Source organism: Bizionia myxarmorum (assembly GCF_008086205.1).
Taxonomy (GTDB): Bacteria; Bacteroidota; Bacteroidia; order Flavobacteriales; family Flavobacteriaceae; genus Algorimicrobium; species Algorimicrobium myxarmorum.
In genome coordinates this window covers 1,340,194-1,355,311 of sequence record NZ_VSKK01000001.1, presented here as the reverse complement: position 1 = coordinate 1,355,311, position 15,118 = coordinate 1,340,194, and the positions used below count along the sequence as shown (strand labels likewise).

Below are 15,118 nucleotides of genomic sequence, written 5' to 3'. Positions count from 1 at the left end.
AATAAACATGAAAACGAAATATAAATTTTTATTATTAGTAGTCCTTGCGATTACTGTATCATGCAGCGACTATTTGGATGTCAACGACAACCCAAATTCACCTTCTGCTGATGATGTGACACCGGATTTAATTCTAGCAGGTGCTATGAGTAATACTTATAGAACACAAGCTAGATCTATGAACCGTCTAGGTAATGTTATGATGAACAACTGGGGTGCCAACGTAAATTCATATACGGGTGGCTTCGCTGAAGAATTCTCATTAGCTATTAACAACAACTTCTACAATGATATCTTTACAGGATTATATAGAGGTACTTATAACTTCCAAGCAATCATTGATTATGAAGGAGATGCGTATAACAACCACAAGGCTATATCTAAAATCATGAAATCTTTCTACATGCAATATGTAGTAGATTTATATGGTGATGTACCTTACTTTGAAGCACACCAAGGAATTAAAAACTTGACGCCTGCTTATGATAATGACCGTGTTGTTTACGAAGAATTATACAAGCAAGTAACAGAAGCTATTGATTTAATCAATGCTGCTGATGCTAACACTATTCCTGTAGGAAGTGAAGATATCATCTTTAACGGATCTATGTCTAGCTGGATTGCTTTTGGTAACTCTTTAAGATTACGTATTTTATTACGTCAAACTATAGATGCTGAATCTGGAGATGCTGAATCTTTAGCTTTCATTACTTCTAAATTTCCTGACTTACAAACTGTTGGTTTTTTAAACAATAATGCAGCTATTAACCCAGGCTACTCCAATGGTAGTACTGCTCAACAAAACCCTTTTTATAACCTTTTTGGTTTTTCTAATAACGAAACAACTTCAACTGGTTATAATTTCTATAGAGCTTCTAAATATGCTGTAGACTTCTTAACTAATACTGGTGATGATCGTCTTAACAGATTATATGACAAAGCTGATGATGGTAGTGGTGTGGTTGTTGGACATGAGCAAGGAGCTGATAGTGATAACTCTCCAGCTGGATTATCTCCACTTGGCGAAGGTGTTTTAATCAATTCTGCTCAAGATGGTTATGTAATGACTGCTGCTGAAAGTTTATTAATGCAATCAGAAGCGCAGTTAAAAGGTTACATTCCTGGAGATCCAAAAGCAAGTTTTGAAGCGGCAGTTACTGCTTCATTCCAATTGTTAGGTGCTGATGAATCAGGTTATGATACAGATGGTCTTCCAGCCGGTATTGGATGGACCGGAACTCCAAGTGATCAGTTTGAAGCTATCATGAGACAAAAATGGATTGCTACAAATGGTGTAAATGCTATTGAATCTTATATCGAGTTCACAAGAACTGGTTTCCCAGATGATATTCCTTTAGCTTTAACCGCTCAATCTTCAACAAGACCAAAGCGTTTAATGTATCCATCAGATGAATACATTTCAAACTCTGCAAACGTACCTGCACAAGTTAGTGCTGATGTATTTGCTACTGGTCCATTTTGGGCACAATAATATAAAAAAATAGAAATTATGAAAAATTTAAAAATTTATTTTACAGCCATCATGGCTTCCGCGTTATGCTTCTCTTGTTTAGTAGATGACGAGGTAGAAAATACAACTCAAAATGAGGACTTATCTAGAATCATTGGTTTTAAAGAAGATGTTACTTTAGGTAACTTCGTTCAAGATGCCGGTGCTACTTTTAACTTTGGGGTTCCAGTTCACCTTTTAGGTGGTAACAATGGACAACCAGCGGATGCAAATATTACTGCAACCTATGAGTTAGGTGACATTGAAGATTTGAACTTATCTCCAACGGATTACACGAGTATTTTTACTTTAAGTAAAGATCAAAGATTAGCTTTAGAAGCTGGAACTGCAACAATCTATGATTATGTAGTTAAAGGTGAAGAAGGTACTCATTTTGATTTAGTTGATACGACGTTGGAATCTACAATTCCTGCTAACACAACGTTTGACTTAATTGACACAAACATTTATAATGATGCATTGGATGCTGGTAAAATCACGTTTTTTGTTTTAAATTTAAAAACGATTACCACAGTAGGGGATGTTGTTATTGCTGAACAATTAAAAACTACTATTGTTAAATTACAATTATGTAGAACTGATTTAGGTGGTAACTACACGATCAACTATGCTACTGGACCACAAACGTTCGTAATTACAAGTTTAGGTTCTGGAAACTACCAAATGAGTAGTATGTTCGGTTGGTCTGCAGCCGCTGGTTACACATCATTCTTTTATGCATGTGCTGGTCAGTTAGTATTTACAGAGTGGGCTTTCTCTAACGCAATTATTCAAGGTGTTCCAGGTTATGAAGCAGCTAACGGTAATTTAGTTTTCGAACAGTTTGGTATAGAAGATGTATATTCCAACAGAACGTATACTTTAGTTCCTCAATAAGCATTACTAATAATTAAATTTAAAAAAAATGAAATACATAAAACATTTAATGCTTTCAGCTTTAGTTCTAGCAAGCTTTACGTCGTGTGAAGATGATGATACAGATTACACGTACCGTACAAAAGCTTTAGTAACTATAGATAATGTATCTGAAAGTGCGATTACTGAAGGTGAAAGTGTAACTGTTACCTTAACAGTAGATACTCCTTACAAGGAAACTTTAGATTTCAAATTAGAAATGATCTCTGGAGGAAACAACGCTGATTTTAACACGGGTGACCCAAGTGAGCCAAACGCAGAAACTACTGCTGATGACGGTTTTGGTAGCACAGGTTATTTAGTTCAGATTCCTGCTTATGCATCTTCTTACACATTCCAAATTAACTCTTTAGTTGATTTAGATGTTGAAGGTACTGAAAAGTATACTTTTAGATTAACTAATACTAGAAATAGTAATGCGTTAATTAGTGGTAATAACATTATTTCTTTTGATGTTGCTAACTACGAAGATGACAACATGGGCTTACGTTTAAGCTGGTCAAAAACTGAAAACTATCAGATTTTAAAGCTAAACCATGAGGATATTCTATTGGACGACGATGGTAATGCAGTGCTAGACGCAAATGGTGACACAATACCAGTGGCTTTTCCTAGTGATGATCAAACGTTAGCAAAATCTAAAGATTTATGTGATGTTGTTGATTTTGACATGTTTTTAGATGCAGCTAACGTATTTGCATACACTGGTGATTGTCCAGAACTTGCTATGACTGGAACGGCAGTACCTAACGCAAATAACACTGAAGTTCTTGCAGATGGAACATACCAAGTTATAGTAGACATGTGGACGTTTGATTTAGCCTTGAAGGATGATGAGTCTTTAATTGGTAGTTTTGCAGTTCCTATTGAAATAGAAATTGCTAAAACTGGTAAATTCAAAACGAGTATTTCTTACCCTAGTCTATATTTCTCTTACACTGAAGTAAGTGATGATGTAGCTGGTTCAGGAGAAAGAGTTGTTGCAACAGTTGTTGTAACAGGTGGTAAATACACAGTTTATGATAATGAGGGTACTTTAGTTGCTCAAGAATAGTAAATAATCATTTTATATTTTAAAACCGCTTCCCTTTGGAAGCGGTTTTTTTATACCTTTGTTTTATGGAAAACGACACACTTATTTTTGGTTTACATTCAGTTATAGAAGCTATTCAAGCCGACAAGACTATTGAGAAAATATTTATTCAGAAAGGCTTGCAAGGAAGTCTATCACAAGATTTAGAATCTCTTATTAGAAAGGAAGGTATTAACGCTTCCTATGTTCCTGTTGAAAAGTTAAATAGATTAACCTCCAGTAATCATCAAGGTGTGGTGGCGCAAATTTCGCCAATAGCTTATTATGATATTGAGAATTTAGTAATGGATGTAATTGAATCTGGTAAAACGCCTCTATTCTTACTATTAGATCAGTTAAGTGATGTCCGGAATTTTGGTGCCATAATTCGCACAGCCGAATGCACCGGGGTAAACGGTATCATTATTCAGAAAAAAGGAAGTGCACCAATTAATGGTGATACTATTAAAACAAGCGCTGGTGCTGTTTTTAAAATGCCTATTTGCCGCGTGGATCATATTAAAGATGCCATGTTTCATTTACAAGCTTCAGGTATAACCGTTGTGGCTGCTACTGAAAAGACAAACGATACTTTATATGATATTGATTTTACGGTGCCTTGTGCCATCATCATGGGATCTGAAGGGCGTGGAATTAATCCATCTGTATTAAAACTTGCAGATCATAAAGCGAAATTACCCATATTAGGAACTATAGAATCTTTAAATGTTTCTGTAGCCTGCGGTGCGTTTTTATATGAAGTAGTAAGACAACGTTTAGTCTAATGGTTCATCCGTCTTTTTGAAGATATAATTTATAGTCATTGGCTGTTGTTCCTCCTGCCCTATTTCTGGTTCCAATTCTATTGGTTCAGGCTGGCTTTCAATAAAGTTTCCATCGGCATCAAAATGTTTTAAAAACGGATCGTCTTCTTCCTTATAATGTGGTTGTTCCCAATGGTATTTATTAGGTTTCGGAATATCCTTCTTAAATAAAAAGGCGAAGACCAAACCCACAATTAATCCTGATAAATGGCCTTCCCATGAAACGCCTTCCTTTATTGGTAATACATACCAAATCATACTTCCATACAGAAATATAACTAATAAAGACAAAGCAATCAATCTGAAATGTTTTGTTATTATTCCTTTAAAAAAAAGAAAGCTTACTAATACGTAAATCAAACCACTGGCACCAATATGGTAGGCAGGCCTTCCAATACTCCAGGTTAGTAATCCGGATAATAAAACACCCATTATCAAGATTTTCCAAGCCATGTTTCTATAGAAATAAAATAGAGCGGCCGTCAACACGAATAAAGGAATGGAATTATGATAAAGATGCGTTATATTAGAATGAATAAACGGACTAAATATGACGCCACGTAAACCGAAGAGTTTTTGAGGAAAAACACCAAAATTAGTAAAATCGAAGCCAAAACGAATTTCAAACCAGAACACAGACCATATAATCAAGGTGAATGCCACGGGAACTAAAATCACGCTGTTTGAAAATTTAAACTCCTCTGGGTTTTTCATACATCCTATTTTACAAATAGCTATCCATTTTTGAAATTATGTAAAATTGTCAGTCTTACTATAAAACTCATATTTACAGATTAATAAGCAAAATGTACAAAACCGTTCCCATAGAACCTATAATTTATTTTAAATTTGCATTATGAATGAACCTTTAGCAGAACGTTTACGCCCCAAAACATTAGATGACTATATTAGTCAAGCGCATTTAATTGGTCCAAATGGCACATTAACCAATCACATTAAACAAGGGTTAATTCCTTCACTTATTTTATGGGGACCTCCTGGCATTGGAAAAACAACATTGGCGAATATTATTGCCAAAGAATCAAACAGACCTTTTTATACGTTGAGTGCTATAAATTCTGGTGTTAAGGACATTCGTGAAGTTATAGATAAAGCCAAACAGTCTGGCGGTTTATTTACCACTAAAAATCCCATTCTGTTTATTGATGAAATTCATCGTTTTAGCAAATCACAACAAGATTCTTTATTACAAGCTGTTGAAAAAGGTTGGGTTACCTTAATTGGTGCCACTACTGAAAACCCCAGTTTTGAAGTTATTCCGGCGCTTTTATCCCGTTGTCAGGTTTATATTTTAAATGCCTTCAATAAAAGTGATTTAGAAGCGCTTTTAAAGCGCGCCATGGAAAAAGACAGCTACTTGTCTCAAAAAAACATTACGCTTAAAGAAACCGAGGCTTTGCTGCGTATTTCTGGAGGTGATGCCCGTAAATTATTAAATATTTTTGAGTTGATTGTTAATTCTCATGAAACTGAAGATATAGTTATTACCAATGAACTCGTCATGCAGCGCATTCAAAATAATACCGCACGATATGACAAAACTGGTGAACAACATTATGATATTATTTCAGCACTTATAAAATCCATTCGTGGAAGTGATCCTAATGCTGCCGTTTATTATTTAGCACGCATGATTGAAGGTGGCGAAGATGTGAAATTTATTGCTAGACGTTTACTCATTCTTGCCAGTGAAGATATTGGCAATGCCAATCCAACAGCTTTGGTGATTGCTAACAATACGTTTCAAGCTGTTTCTACCATTGGAAATCCCGAGTCGCGTATTATTTTAAGCCAATGTGTAACATATTTAGCGTGTTCAGCTAAAAGCAACGCTGCTTATGTAGCCATTAGTAAAGCACAGCAAATAGTGAGGGAAACGGGCGACTTAAGCGTGCCATTATCCATAAGAAATGCGCCAACAAAATTAATGAAGGAAATTGGTTATGGTGAAAATTACCAATATGCGCATAATTACGAAAACAATTTTGCCAATCAAGAATTCTTACCAACAGAAATTAGCAATATAAGATTCTATGAACCGGGAAATAATCCGAGGGAAAATGCACAACGCGACTTTTTAAAGCAACGTTGGAAAGATAAATATGGTTATTAAAAATTGGTGTTTAATTTTTCAACTTTTAATGTGCCATCCGCCAATTTTTTGGCAATAACCCAACTTCCATCTTTTTTGTAAACGGTAGCTTGCATGTCTTTTACCATATAAAATTCTTCTTTTCCTGAAAACAGCAAGGTGTACACAATTTCAGAATTAGCATTCAGCAATTCATAATCTGAACCATTAGCTTTGGCTTTAAGCACTTGAGAGTTATCGGTTTTAATTTCAGTAATGCTAACTTTAGAAGGTTTTGGAACGGAATTCGTTTCTGCCTCAACTGCTTCCACTTCTGTTTTAACATCCTCAATTCTGGGTTTCATTTCGGCAGCAGGAACCTCCATTACTACAACTTGAGTTTCCGTAATGCCTTCAGGCTTGTAGCTATAATTTAGAGTTTTAAAAGATTCAAATGCTTGACGTAAGGCCAAATTATAAGCAACTTTATATTTCTTTTCTCTAGACTGCCCCATTCCAGAAGTGTAAACAACCTGTTTACGGCAGTTTTTAAGTTCAATGACAAATTTAGTAACAAACATATTCGATTCATTTCTAACATCAGCCCATAAAGCCAAGCAGCCATTATTAATTAAATCTTCAGGCAAAGCGTCATCAGCCATAAGGACTTCAAATCCTTCCTTCTGAAATAAAAATTTGGACAACGTATTTAATTGATATTGATCTGGTTCTATGGTGAAATCAAAGGAATTTGGCACAATAACATATTTAAATGCATCCAATTCGCTTTGTGCAAAACTAGATTGAAACGTAAAGTATAAAACAAAAAGTAAGCAGATTTTTTTTATCATGATTCCATTATATATTATCAAATAAATATACTGTAAAATTACAAATAGCTTTTCAATTCTAGCAAATTTGTAACTTGTTTTATGTGTTCATCAATTTTCGAACCATGATAGTTAAAACAAATGGCATCCATACCGTAATTCAAAGCACCCAAAACATCAGCTTCCATATTATCGCCAATCATTAAACTTTTCGTTTTTACCGTTGTGGCACTATTTAATGCGAAATCAAATATGATGGGGTTTGGTTTTTTAACTCCCGCTAATTCCGAATTGGTAACCGTAGTAAAATATTCAGAAATTTTACTTTGCTGCATTTTTTTATCTTGCGCTTCTTGAAAACCATTGGTTATTATATGTAAACGATAATTTGGTTTTAGATATTCCAACAAATCTAAAGTCCCTTCAAACAAATGATTGAAAGTGGGCAAACTTACTATATAATCTTCAGCTAATTTATTAATTACCTCATCAGAAACTGAAGTTTGAACGGCGTCAAAACTTTCTTTTAACCGTCTATATCTCAAAGATTCTTTATCAATTTGATCATCTCTATAAAGTTTCCAATACCTTAAATTTATGGGTTCATAAACTTTTAAAAAATCAACTATATTAATTGAGATTTGATGGGTTTTAAAAATTTTATCAAATGTTAATGCTGAATTTTTATCAAAATCCCATAGCGTGTGGTCTAAATCGAAAAAAACATCTGTTATCCCTTTAATCTTCATTTCCTGCATCCAATATCATATTAAATAATTCCTTAAAACCATTCCATCTTTCTATATCACTAAAGGTATAATTGTGAAAAACCGATACAAATTCACCATTAACGTCCTTCACTTGATTAATGACACGCTGAAGCGCTTCTTTTTTATCTAGTAAGGAATTATGTTTTAGAAGTGTATAATCTAAAACATGATATCCTGTTATTTTTAAAGGTGTTTGTATTTCAAAATCTAAATCATAGAAGAAAAATGGCGTACACGTTCCGGCACGAAAACCAAGTTGATTGACATAACCCATAGTATAATCTTCTAAAATTTCTAACTCCACCAAATTCCTATAAGACATAGGTAAATTCAGTTTTGAAAAAGATTGACGCGATGCCACTAGAGAGGTGTTTACTATGGATTCCATCCGTTTCTTTTCTTTCCTTAAAAGCGCTATATTATCTAAAGCAAAAAAGGACGCTTTTAAACCCACATTGCAATAATCTGCTACTTGTTTAATGAGCGATATAAACTCTTTTTTCTGGGGATTTACGCCTTTATCATAGGTTGAATAATCACCCAATAAAAAGAAAAATTGAAATTTTGTTTTATAATGTTTTTGTCTGTTAATTATATATTTAAAAGTATCATCTGGATCATGCTTTAGTCCCAACAAAACCATGTACCGCGTGTATATTCTATGAAATTTTAAACCTAAAATATCCTTAAGTGTTCCGCCAACGGTTCGCATCATACCTTTAGCCTTAAAACTATATGCTGATGGTACGTCTATTATTGGTTTTACTGAAAATGTTCTCGTTGGAAATATAAAATCGGGAAACTGTTTTTCTAGAATTTTTTTGAATTTATAAGCCCAAATATCTACAACAGGTTGGTGCAAGAAACCATGTGCATAAGCTAAACTTTCGCCAGCGGTAAACCGGCCATATTCATCCTTTACATGTGGTAGATATTCTTCATACCGACTTAACATATAAAAAGTAGCGGCAAACAAATCATATGGAATGCAACTTTTCTCGTTGGTGGTAAAAAAGCATTTGGTCTCTTCCCAATCGTGTACTTGAACCTCTACATCCGATAAGCCTTGCTCAAACATTAAATCGTTGCTTTTTATAAACAATTCATTGCCTAGAGGTTGTTTGGTATAGGATATTTTTAATGAATGATGCGAAATAAAATCTTCAACAGTTGTTGTAAAAGAAACAGGAATTTGTAAAACGCGCGTAAAAATGTGCTTAAAAGCGTATTTAATTCTGGGCGTAATGTTGTGCGTGTATATGAGGATCATTAAAGTAAATTATCGTCGGCAAAGCTAAAATAAGCCTTTTCCGTTACTATAATGTGGTCTAAAACTTTAATATCTAAACTTTCACCCGCTTTTTTTAGTTTTTGAGTAATTTGCTTATCCGCTTCACTGGGTTTTAAGGTACCGGAAGGATGGTTATGAGCCAAAATAAGGCCGACGGCACCAAATTCTAAAGCCGTTTTAAGCACTAATCTCACATCTACCAACGTACCGGTGATTCCACCTTTGCTTAATTGTTGCTTTTGAATAACCTTGTTGGAATTATTTAAATAAATAATCCAAAATTCTTCATGTGGAAGTTCTCCAATTATAGGCTGCATAAGTTCGAAAACGGACGAACTAGAAGAAATTTGTTTCCGTTCCAAGGCTTCTTCTCCCCTACGCCTTCTACCTAATTCCATGGCAGCTGCAATAGAAATAGCTTTGGCTTCACCTATTCCTTTAAACGCCATAAGCTGCGTTAAACTTAATTTACCTAATTGATTTAAGTTATTATCCACACTGGCTAAAATACGTTTAGATAAATCTAAAGCGCTTTCATTTCGACTTCCGGATCCAATGATGATGGCTACTAATTCCGCATCACTTAAAACGGCTTTACCTTTATCGCGCAATTTTTCGCGTGGTTGATCATCTTGAGACCAATTTTTAATGGAAAATGAAGATTCTTTTTCACTCATAGTTTAAAGATAAATATTGTAAATTTCAACAGTCATTAATTATCAACTTAAAACATATTTCCAGAGATATCTGGATCCCTATTTTGAGCTATCCATCCAAACACCATCAAGATACGAATAAGAATAATATGATTCAGGTTATTAAAACCTATCCTTTAGCTACCGTTATATCGGTTTTAAATAACGAACCTATTATTACACATCTGCCTCTAATTTATAAAAACAATGAATTGGTTGGACATTTAGATCAGAATAATCCGCATGCAGAATTACTTAAAAACAATAACAAAGTAACGCTTATTTTTTCTGGACCGCAGTGTTATATTTCACCCAGCATTTATAAAACCAAACAATTGCCAACCTGGAATTATATTTCTGTTCATTTAAAAGGTATTGTTTCTGAAATTAAAGATACTGAAAGTATCAAGCAAAGTATGGTAGAAATGACAGAGTTTTTGGAGCAACCAGACCATAAATACCGCTTAAACCATAATGACCCTGATATGGAAAAATATATACCTTTTGTGAAGGGCTTTAAAATTAATATTACAGATTGGGAGGGAAAATTTAAAATGTCTCAAAACAGAAATCCCGAAGATTTTGAGTTAGCAAAAAATGAATTAATCCAACGAAATCAGGTACATTTATCTGACTTTTTAAATACTATATTATAATTTTAGTAAACTCCTTATGAAAAAAAACCTACTACTACTTACGCTTGTATTTTCAAGTCTATTTGCGGGAGCCCAAAACACGATTCTTTGGAAAGTAAGCGATACTATCAATAACAAAACATCTTATATAGTAGGAACATTTCATCAGTTTGGTAATTCTTTTGTAGATAGTATTCCACAAATTCAAGAAGCCATATTAAAATCAGATTTAGCAATCTTTGAGTCTATTGATGACGCTGATAGTACGCGTGAAATTATTGACGCTAGAGATGCGACAAATGCCATTGACAAAAATTTTAATAAACGCGATTTACAAAAACTTCAAGCTATTACCACTAATTGGAAAGTGGACATTTATAAGTTACAACCTATAGAACTACGTTGGAAATTGCAGCAAGAATTTCAGAAAATTATATGTGAAACGGTCAAACCAACAGACACTTGGGATCATTTTGATAACTATTTACTACACATTGCTAAAGCGCACAATATTAGCGTTTTAGGATTAGAAACCGATAGTTTACAATTGAAGTTGATATCAAAAGAAAATAAAAATCCGAATTGGAAACAAGAACGAAAAGTAATTTCAGAACTCATTGATCTGCTTACCCTTAAAAATCCCTCTGTAGATTACTGTGCACTTGCCAAAAAATACCGAAAATTTGAATTAGACTATGGCTTTAATGAACCATGTGATGAAAGTATTCTAATAAAAGAGCGAAATGAAAACTGGTTAGCCGTCTTGCCTGAATTGCTAAAAACAAACAACTGTTTTATTGCCGTTGGCTACGCGCATTTACGAAACAGCTGCGGATTATTAGAACAATTAAAACAGCAAGGCTTTTTGGTAGAATCTGTTATGTTAACTTCTCGAGATTAGCTTATTTATTGAACAAAATAAGTATCTAATCGGCGCTCAATGCTATGATGAGCCGTTGAAATAAATGAGGTCGTATCATAAATAAGTCCAATTCCTTCCGCATAATAGAAATGATCTAAACCAGGAAATTGTTCACCTTCTGTTGATTTTGCATATCGTTGTGAAAACACGCAATCAAATGCTCCGGCTTCCACAGTGATTGATGCTTCATCTGCATTTAAAGTTTCATAAGTAGTTCCCCAAGAATCCGTATTTAAAAGGCGTTCGCTATAATTTGAATTGGTGAATTTAACAGCACCAAGCTCATTCACAAGATTGCCAAGCGAATCTCTTAAATATTCAAAATGTTCGCCGTTAGGATTACAAAAAGTAATGTTTGCCTCATTCCCGATAGTATTTCTTCTAAATTTAAAATAGGTACTCCCATTAAATTCTTGTGTCCCAACAATGCTCACGGAGTCTATCACACCCGTGTCATCATAAGCTTCCGTATTAATATTACGTTTGTAGTTTTTATAAGTCCACGAATTGCCTACTTGAAGGGCATAAAAACCAGGATCAACTTGTTCATTTTCATCAGGCACTATGCTTGGTTCTACATTGGTATCATCTGAAGAGCAGGAATACGTTATTGTTAAAATAAAAATAATTAGAAGATTACGTATCATTTTTTATACATATTAGATGGTTAGTACAGGCCAATTAAAATCGATGTTATTAATTGGTTTACATGGCTTTAACGATTTAGATTTGTGATTATTGCCTTTTGAAATTTTAAATATTTATATTTGAATCTATTAATTTAATTTCTTAAACTTTAAAATGAACTTCAGCACATTTCCAGAAATTCAAACCGAACGATTACTACTTCGACTTTTAAGAACCTCTGACTGGGAGGCTATTTCTTATTTACGATCCGATAAGGATATCAATAAATTTATTAAAAGATCTACTGCCGAATCTAAAGAAAAAGCTTTCGAATTTATAGAGAAAATTGAAAAGGGTTTTAATAAAAACGACATGTTATATTGGGCCATAACTCATAACAATCCGGATGAAATGGTTGGAAGTGTTTGTTTATGGAACTTTTCTGAAGATAGAAAAACAGCCGAAGTTGGTTATGATTTAAGTGCCACGCATCAAGGAAAACGCATTATGGATGAGTCTTTAAAAAGTGTTGTTAATTATGGATTTAATACGCTAAACTTAAATACAATTGAAGCTTATACCCATAAAAGGAATACGCGTTCTAAAAACCTATTAAAAAGAAATGGGTTTAATTTATTGACAGAGAAACAGGATGAAAATAATTTGGATAATGCTGTTTATGAGTTGAAAAGGGCCCTATAACTATAAATTATGTATTTAAAAATATTTCGGTAAATCGCGACTACCATGCAAGACTCTAACAACATGTATGTAATTTCCTATTACATAATAAAAAATAACTTGTTGCTGCTCAACAATACTTATTAATCCATCTTTTATTTCGTTTCGCTTTCTCCCTATCTCAGGATTGGAAACCAAACTATTAAAAACCGCTTCTAAATTAAAAAGGTATTCTACAGCTTGATTGAAACCATATTCCTTTTCAGTATAATCAAATATAGAATCAATATCTAAATCAGCAGTATTTGAAAGCTCGTAATGCGTTATTTTACTAGACATTTAACTAGCCTTTCGTTTTTGTTTATCAGCTATGATATCTTTTACGGAACGGTTGCTAGTGCCACTAGTCCAACCTTTTTCGATTTCAGCTTTTAAATCTGCAATAATTTTATGTCTGTAAATTTCATGAAGCCGAAGGGCATCTCGAACTAATTCACTGGCATTTTGAAAATCTCCAGAAGCTATTTGTTCTGCAATATATTCCTCCTGTTTTTTGGTTAAGCTAACATTCATAATTCCTTATCTTTACTATAAATATACTAAAAGTGGCTATATTTAGCAAATATGGATATTGTTATTTAATTATTTGCTTTTATTCTATGCCATTTTCTAGTTCAAAAGATCCTTCACCGCATCAAAATCCAATCCTCCATAATTTCCTGAACTCATTAATAACAACGCTTTATTAGTAAAGTCTTGAGAAAACAAGAAACTTTTAAATTCATCAGGATTGGTATAAATAATTAAATCGTCACGCTCAAATGCATTGGCAATCTGTTCTTTTGAAACAGCATCTAATTTTTTAATTTCAACGGCATCCGGAGAATAAAATACTACCGCAACATCTGCAGCATCCAAAGCGCCTTTATATTCTTTTAAAAAATCGGCATTCAAGCTGCTATAGGTATGCAATTCTAAGCAGGCAATTAATGTCTTATCTATATATTGAGCTTTTACAGCTTGCGTTGTAGCCAAAACTTTACTAGGCGAATGCGCAAAATCTTTATAAGCCACGCTTGTTTTACTTTCGGCAATTTTTTCCAAGCGCTTACTCGCACCTGTAAATGTCGCAATAGCTTCATAAAAATCGTCTTCATCAATTCCCATATGCTGACAAATCCACTTGGCGCCTGCTAAATTGTTTAAGTTGTGTTTCCCAAAAATTTCTATCGGCAATGGCCCTTCAGGTGTTTCTAAAAACGTTTCACCATTTTCAACCGTATATTCCGGCGTATAATAAGGAAGTTTCCGAATAGGATTGATAGAAGACTCTACTGCTTTAACCACTTCAGTATCTTCAGCATTATAAGTGATGCTGCCACCATTAGCAATACTGTCTACAAATATTTTGAATTGCTCCACATAAAAATCATATGTAGGAAATACATTGATATGATCCCAAGCAATACCGCTTAACAACGCAATATTAGGTTTGTACAAATGAAATTTTGGTCGCTTATCAATTGGTGAACTTAAATATTCATCACCTTCCAAAACTATAAAATCATTGGTGTCCGTCAGTTTAACCATAACATCAAAACCTTCCAATTGTGCGCCAACCATATAATCTACATCACGATTATGAAAATGCATAACGTGTAATATCATAGAAGTAATAGTCGTTTTTCCGTGACTACCACCAATTACCACACGCGTTTTATTCTTGGATTGTTCATACAGAAATTCTGGATAACTATATATTTTTAAACCTAGTTCTTGCGCTTTCAGCAACTCCGGATTATCCGCTTTGGCGTGCATGCCTAAAACAATGGCATCTAAACTAGATGTAATTTTTTCTGGAAACCAACCTAATGTTTCTGGAAGTAAACCTTTGGCTTTCAAACGGGATTTTGATGGATCAAAAATAGAATCATCACTTCCTGTTATCTGATAGCCTTTATTGTGTAAGGCAATGGCTAAATTGTGCATGGCTGCTCCGCCTATGGCTATAAAATGTACGTTCATAGAGTTATTCTGAATAAAAAGTAAAGATAGGAATTGGAATTAGTTTGAATTAATAATTATACAGTAATTTTTTAGACACGGATTTCATAGATTTACCCAAATTGTTACGGGAAGATTTACGGAGTTTATATTAAAGAGAAAAAAATAATTTGAATAGATAGTTTTTAAGCAAACTGTTTTTGATACGAATTTCAAGGATTGACACAAA

Annotated in this window: 17 protein-coding genes; 8 read left to right on the top strand and 9 right to left on the bottom strand. The window is 33.8% G+C overall.

What is annotated here, in order from left to right; genetic code table 11:
- The first annotated feature begins 7 nt into the window (after window positions 1-7).
- The 4 genes from ES674_RS06095 to rlmB all read left to right on the top strand — a co-directional run bounded on the left by ES674_RS06095 (window position 8) and on the right by rlmB (window position 4,303).
- A complete protein-coding gene (locus ES674_RS06095; protein ID WP_148403078.1) occupies window positions 8-1,492 on the top strand; it encodes a SusD/RagB family nutrient-binding outer membrane lipoprotein in 1,485 nt (494 codons plus the stop codon).
- Window positions 1,493-1,510: 18 nt separating this feature from the next.
- Window positions 1,511-2,407, top strand: coding sequence for a hypothetical protein (locus tag ES674_RS06090; RefSeq protein ID WP_148403077.1), 897 nt, complete (start codon window positions 1,511-1,513; stop codon window positions 2,405-2,407).
- A gap of 28 nt (window positions 2,408-2,435) precedes the next feature.
- Window positions 2,436-3,500, top strand: a complete 1,065-nt coding sequence (locus tag ES674_RS06085; protein ID WP_148403076.1) for a hypothetical protein — start codon at window positions 2,436-2,438, stop codon at window positions 3,498-3,500.
- Between the two features lie 65 nt (window positions 3,501-3,565).
- Window positions 3,566-4,303 carry a 23S rRNA (guanosine(2251)-2'-O)-methyltransferase RlmB gene (gene rlmB, locus ES674_RS06080; protein ID WP_148403075.1) on the top strand — a complete coding sequence of 246 codons (738 nt, stop codon included), beginning with the start codon at window positions 3,566-3,568 and terminating at the stop codon, window positions 4,301-4,303.
- Here rlmB and ES674_RS06075 read toward each other — a convergent pair.
- A complete protein-coding gene (locus ES674_RS06075) occupies window positions 4,295-5,056 on the bottom strand; it encodes a rhomboid family intramembrane serine protease (RefSeq protein ID WP_148403074.1) in 762 nt (253 codons plus the stop codon). The genes rlmB and ES674_RS06075 overlap by 9 nt on opposite strands.
- Before the next feature lie 142 nt (window positions 5,057-5,198).
- On the opposite strand from ES674_RS06075, the gene ES674_RS06070 reads away from it, so the two are divergent.
- Complete coding sequence (locus ES674_RS06070) at window positions 5,199-6,476, top strand: replication-associated recombination protein A (RefSeq protein ID WP_148403073.1); 1,278 nt, start codon at window positions 5,199-5,201, stop codon at window positions 6,474-6,476.
- Here the strand turns inward: ES674_RS06070 and ES674_RS06065 are convergent.
- The 4 genes from ES674_RS06065 to radC are packed head-to-tail and all read right to left on the bottom strand — an operon-like array spanning window position 6,473 to window position 10,002.
- Window positions 6,473-7,285: a hypothetical protein gene (locus tag ES674_RS06065; protein ID WP_148403072.1), complete on the bottom strand. Its 813-nt coding sequence runs from the start codon at window positions 7,283-7,285 to the stop codon at window positions 6,473-6,475. The two genes, ES674_RS06070 and ES674_RS06065, sit on opposite strands and share 4 nt — an antisense overlap.
- A gap of 38 nt (window positions 7,286-7,323) precedes the next feature.
- Window positions 7,324-8,013 carry a YjjG family noncanonical pyrimidine nucleotidase gene (locus tag ES674_RS06060; RefSeq protein ID WP_148403652.1) on the bottom strand — a complete coding sequence of 230 codons (690 nt, stop codon included), beginning with the start codon at window positions 8,011-8,013 and terminating at the stop codon, window positions 7,324-7,326.
- Window positions 8,003-9,304 carry a polysaccharide deacetylase family protein gene (locus ES674_RS06055; RefSeq protein ID WP_148403071.1) on the bottom strand — a complete coding sequence of 434 codons (1,302 nt, stop codon included), beginning with the start codon at window positions 9,302-9,304 and terminating at the stop codon, window positions 8,003-8,005. Before ES674_RS06055 ends, ES674_RS06060 begins: the two co-directional genes overlap by 11 nt.
- Complete coding sequence (gene radC, locus ES674_RS06050) at window positions 9,304-10,002, bottom strand: RadC family protein (protein ID WP_148403070.1); 699 nt, start codon at window positions 10,000-10,002, stop codon at window positions 9,304-9,306. Before radC ends, ES674_RS06055 begins: the two co-directional genes overlap by 1 nt.
- 83 nt (window positions 10,003-10,085) lie before the next feature.
- On the opposite strand from radC, the gene ES674_RS06045 reads away from it, so the two are divergent.
- A complete protein-coding gene (locus tag ES674_RS06045; protein WP_148403069.1) occupies window positions 10,086-10,676 on the top strand; it encodes an FMN-binding negative transcriptional regulator in 591 nt (196 codons plus the stop codon).
- Window positions 10,677-10,692: 16 nt separating this feature from the next.
- Complete coding sequence (locus tag ES674_RS06040; RefSeq protein WP_148403068.1) at window positions 10,693-11,556, top strand: TraB/GumN family protein; 864 nt, start codon at window positions 10,693-10,695, stop codon at window positions 11,554-11,556.
- A gap of 5 nt (window positions 11,557-11,561) precedes the next feature.
- On the opposite strand, the gene ES674_RS06035 is transcribed toward ES674_RS06040, so the two are convergent.
- Window positions 11,562-12,224: a hypothetical protein gene (locus ES674_RS06035; RefSeq protein WP_148403067.1), complete on the bottom strand. Its 663-nt coding sequence runs from the start codon at window positions 12,222-12,224 to the stop codon at window positions 11,562-11,564.
- Window positions 12,225-12,378: 154 nt separating this feature from the next.
- Here ES674_RS06035 and ES674_RS06030 point away from each other — a divergent pair, with 154 nt between their 5' ends.
- Window positions 12,379-12,906 carry a GNAT family N-acetyltransferase gene (locus ES674_RS06030; RefSeq protein ID WP_148403066.1) on the top strand — a complete coding sequence of 176 codons (528 nt, stop codon included), beginning with the start codon at window positions 12,379-12,381 and terminating at the stop codon, window positions 12,904-12,906.
- A 15-nt stretch (window positions 12,907-12,921) separates the two neighbouring features.
- Here ES674_RS06030 and ES674_RS06025 read toward each other — a convergent pair whose 3' ends face one another.
- From ES674_RS06025 to ES674_RS06015, 3 genes are all read right to left on the bottom strand, one after another.
- Complete coding sequence (locus ES674_RS06025) at window positions 12,922-13,224, bottom strand: type II toxin-antitoxin system RelE/ParE family toxin (protein WP_148403065.1); 303 nt, start codon at window positions 13,222-13,224, stop codon at window positions 12,922-12,924.
- Entirely contained in the window at window positions 13,225-13,458 is a 234-nt protein-coding gene (locus tag ES674_RS06020; RefSeq protein ID WP_148403064.1) for a type II toxin-antitoxin system ParD family antitoxin, read from the bottom strand.
- Between the two features lie 96 nt (window positions 13,459-13,554).
- Complete coding sequence (locus tag ES674_RS06015; protein WP_148403063.1) at window positions 13,555-14,910, bottom strand: UDP-N-acetylmuramate--L-alanine ligase; 1,356 nt, start codon at window positions 14,908-14,910, stop codon at window positions 13,555-13,557.
- Window positions 14,911-15,118: the final 208 nt, after the last annotated feature.

Bases quoted from the DNA above. Each gene is read 5' to 3' on its own strand.
- ES674_RS06095 (WP_148403078.1), top strand. From the start codon at position 8: ATGAAAACGAAATATAAATTTTTATTATTAGTAGTCCTTGCGATTACT.
- ES674_RS06090 (WP_148403077.1), top strand. From the start codon at position 1,511: ATGAAAAATTTAAAAATTTATTTTACAGCCATCATGGCTTCCGCGTTA.
- ES674_RS06085 (WP_148403076.1), top strand. From the start codon at position 2,436: ATGAAATACATAAAACATTTAATGCTTTCAGCTTTAGTTCTAGCAAGC.
- rlmB (WP_148403075.1), top strand. From the start codon at position 3,566: ATGGAAAACGACACACTTATTTTTGGTTTACATTCAGTTATAGAAGCT.
- ES674_RS06075 (WP_148403074.1), bottom strand. From the start codon at position 5,056: ATGAAAAACCCAGAGGAGTTTAAATTTTCAAACAGCGTGATTTTAGTT.
- ES674_RS06070 (WP_148403073.1), top strand. From the start codon at position 5,199: ATGAATGAACCTTTAGCAGAACGTTTACGCCCCAAAACATTAGATGAC.
- ES674_RS06065 (WP_148403072.1), bottom strand. From the start codon at position 7,285: ATGATAAAAAAAATCTGCTTACTTTTTGTTTTATACTTTACGTTTCAA.
- ES674_RS06060 (WP_148403652.1), bottom strand. From the start codon at position 8,013: ATGAAGATTAAAGGGATAACAGATGTTTTTTTCGATTTAGACCACACG.
- ES674_RS06055 (WP_148403071.1), bottom strand. From the start codon at position 9,304: ATGATCCTCATATACACGCACAACATTACGCCCAGAATTAAATACGCT.
- radC (WP_148403070.1), bottom strand. From the start codon at position 10,002: ATGAGTGAAAAAGAATCTTCATTTTCCATTAAAAATTGGTCTCAAGAT.
- ES674_RS06040 (WP_148403068.1), top strand. From the start codon at position 10,693: ATGAAAAAAAACCTACTACTACTTACGCTTGTATTTTCAAGTCTATTT.
- ES674_RS06035 (WP_148403067.1), bottom strand. From the start codon at position 12,224: ATGATACGTAATCTTCTAATTATTTTTATTTTAACAATAACGTATTCC.
- ES674_RS06030 (WP_148403066.1), top strand. From the start codon at position 12,379: ATGAACTTCAGCACATTTCCAGAAATTCAAACCGAACGATTACTACTT.
- ES674_RS06025 (WP_148403065.1), bottom strand. From the start codon at position 13,224: ATGTCTAGTAAAATAACGCATTACGAGCTTTCAAATACTGCTGATTTA.
- ES674_RS06020 (WP_148403064.1), bottom strand. From the start codon at position 13,458: ATGAATGTTAGCTTAACCAAAAAACAGGAGGAATATATTGCAGAACAA.
- ES674_RS06015 (WP_148403063.1), bottom strand. From the start codon at position 14,910: ATGAACGTACATTTTATAGCCATAGGCGGAGCAGCCATGCACAATTTA.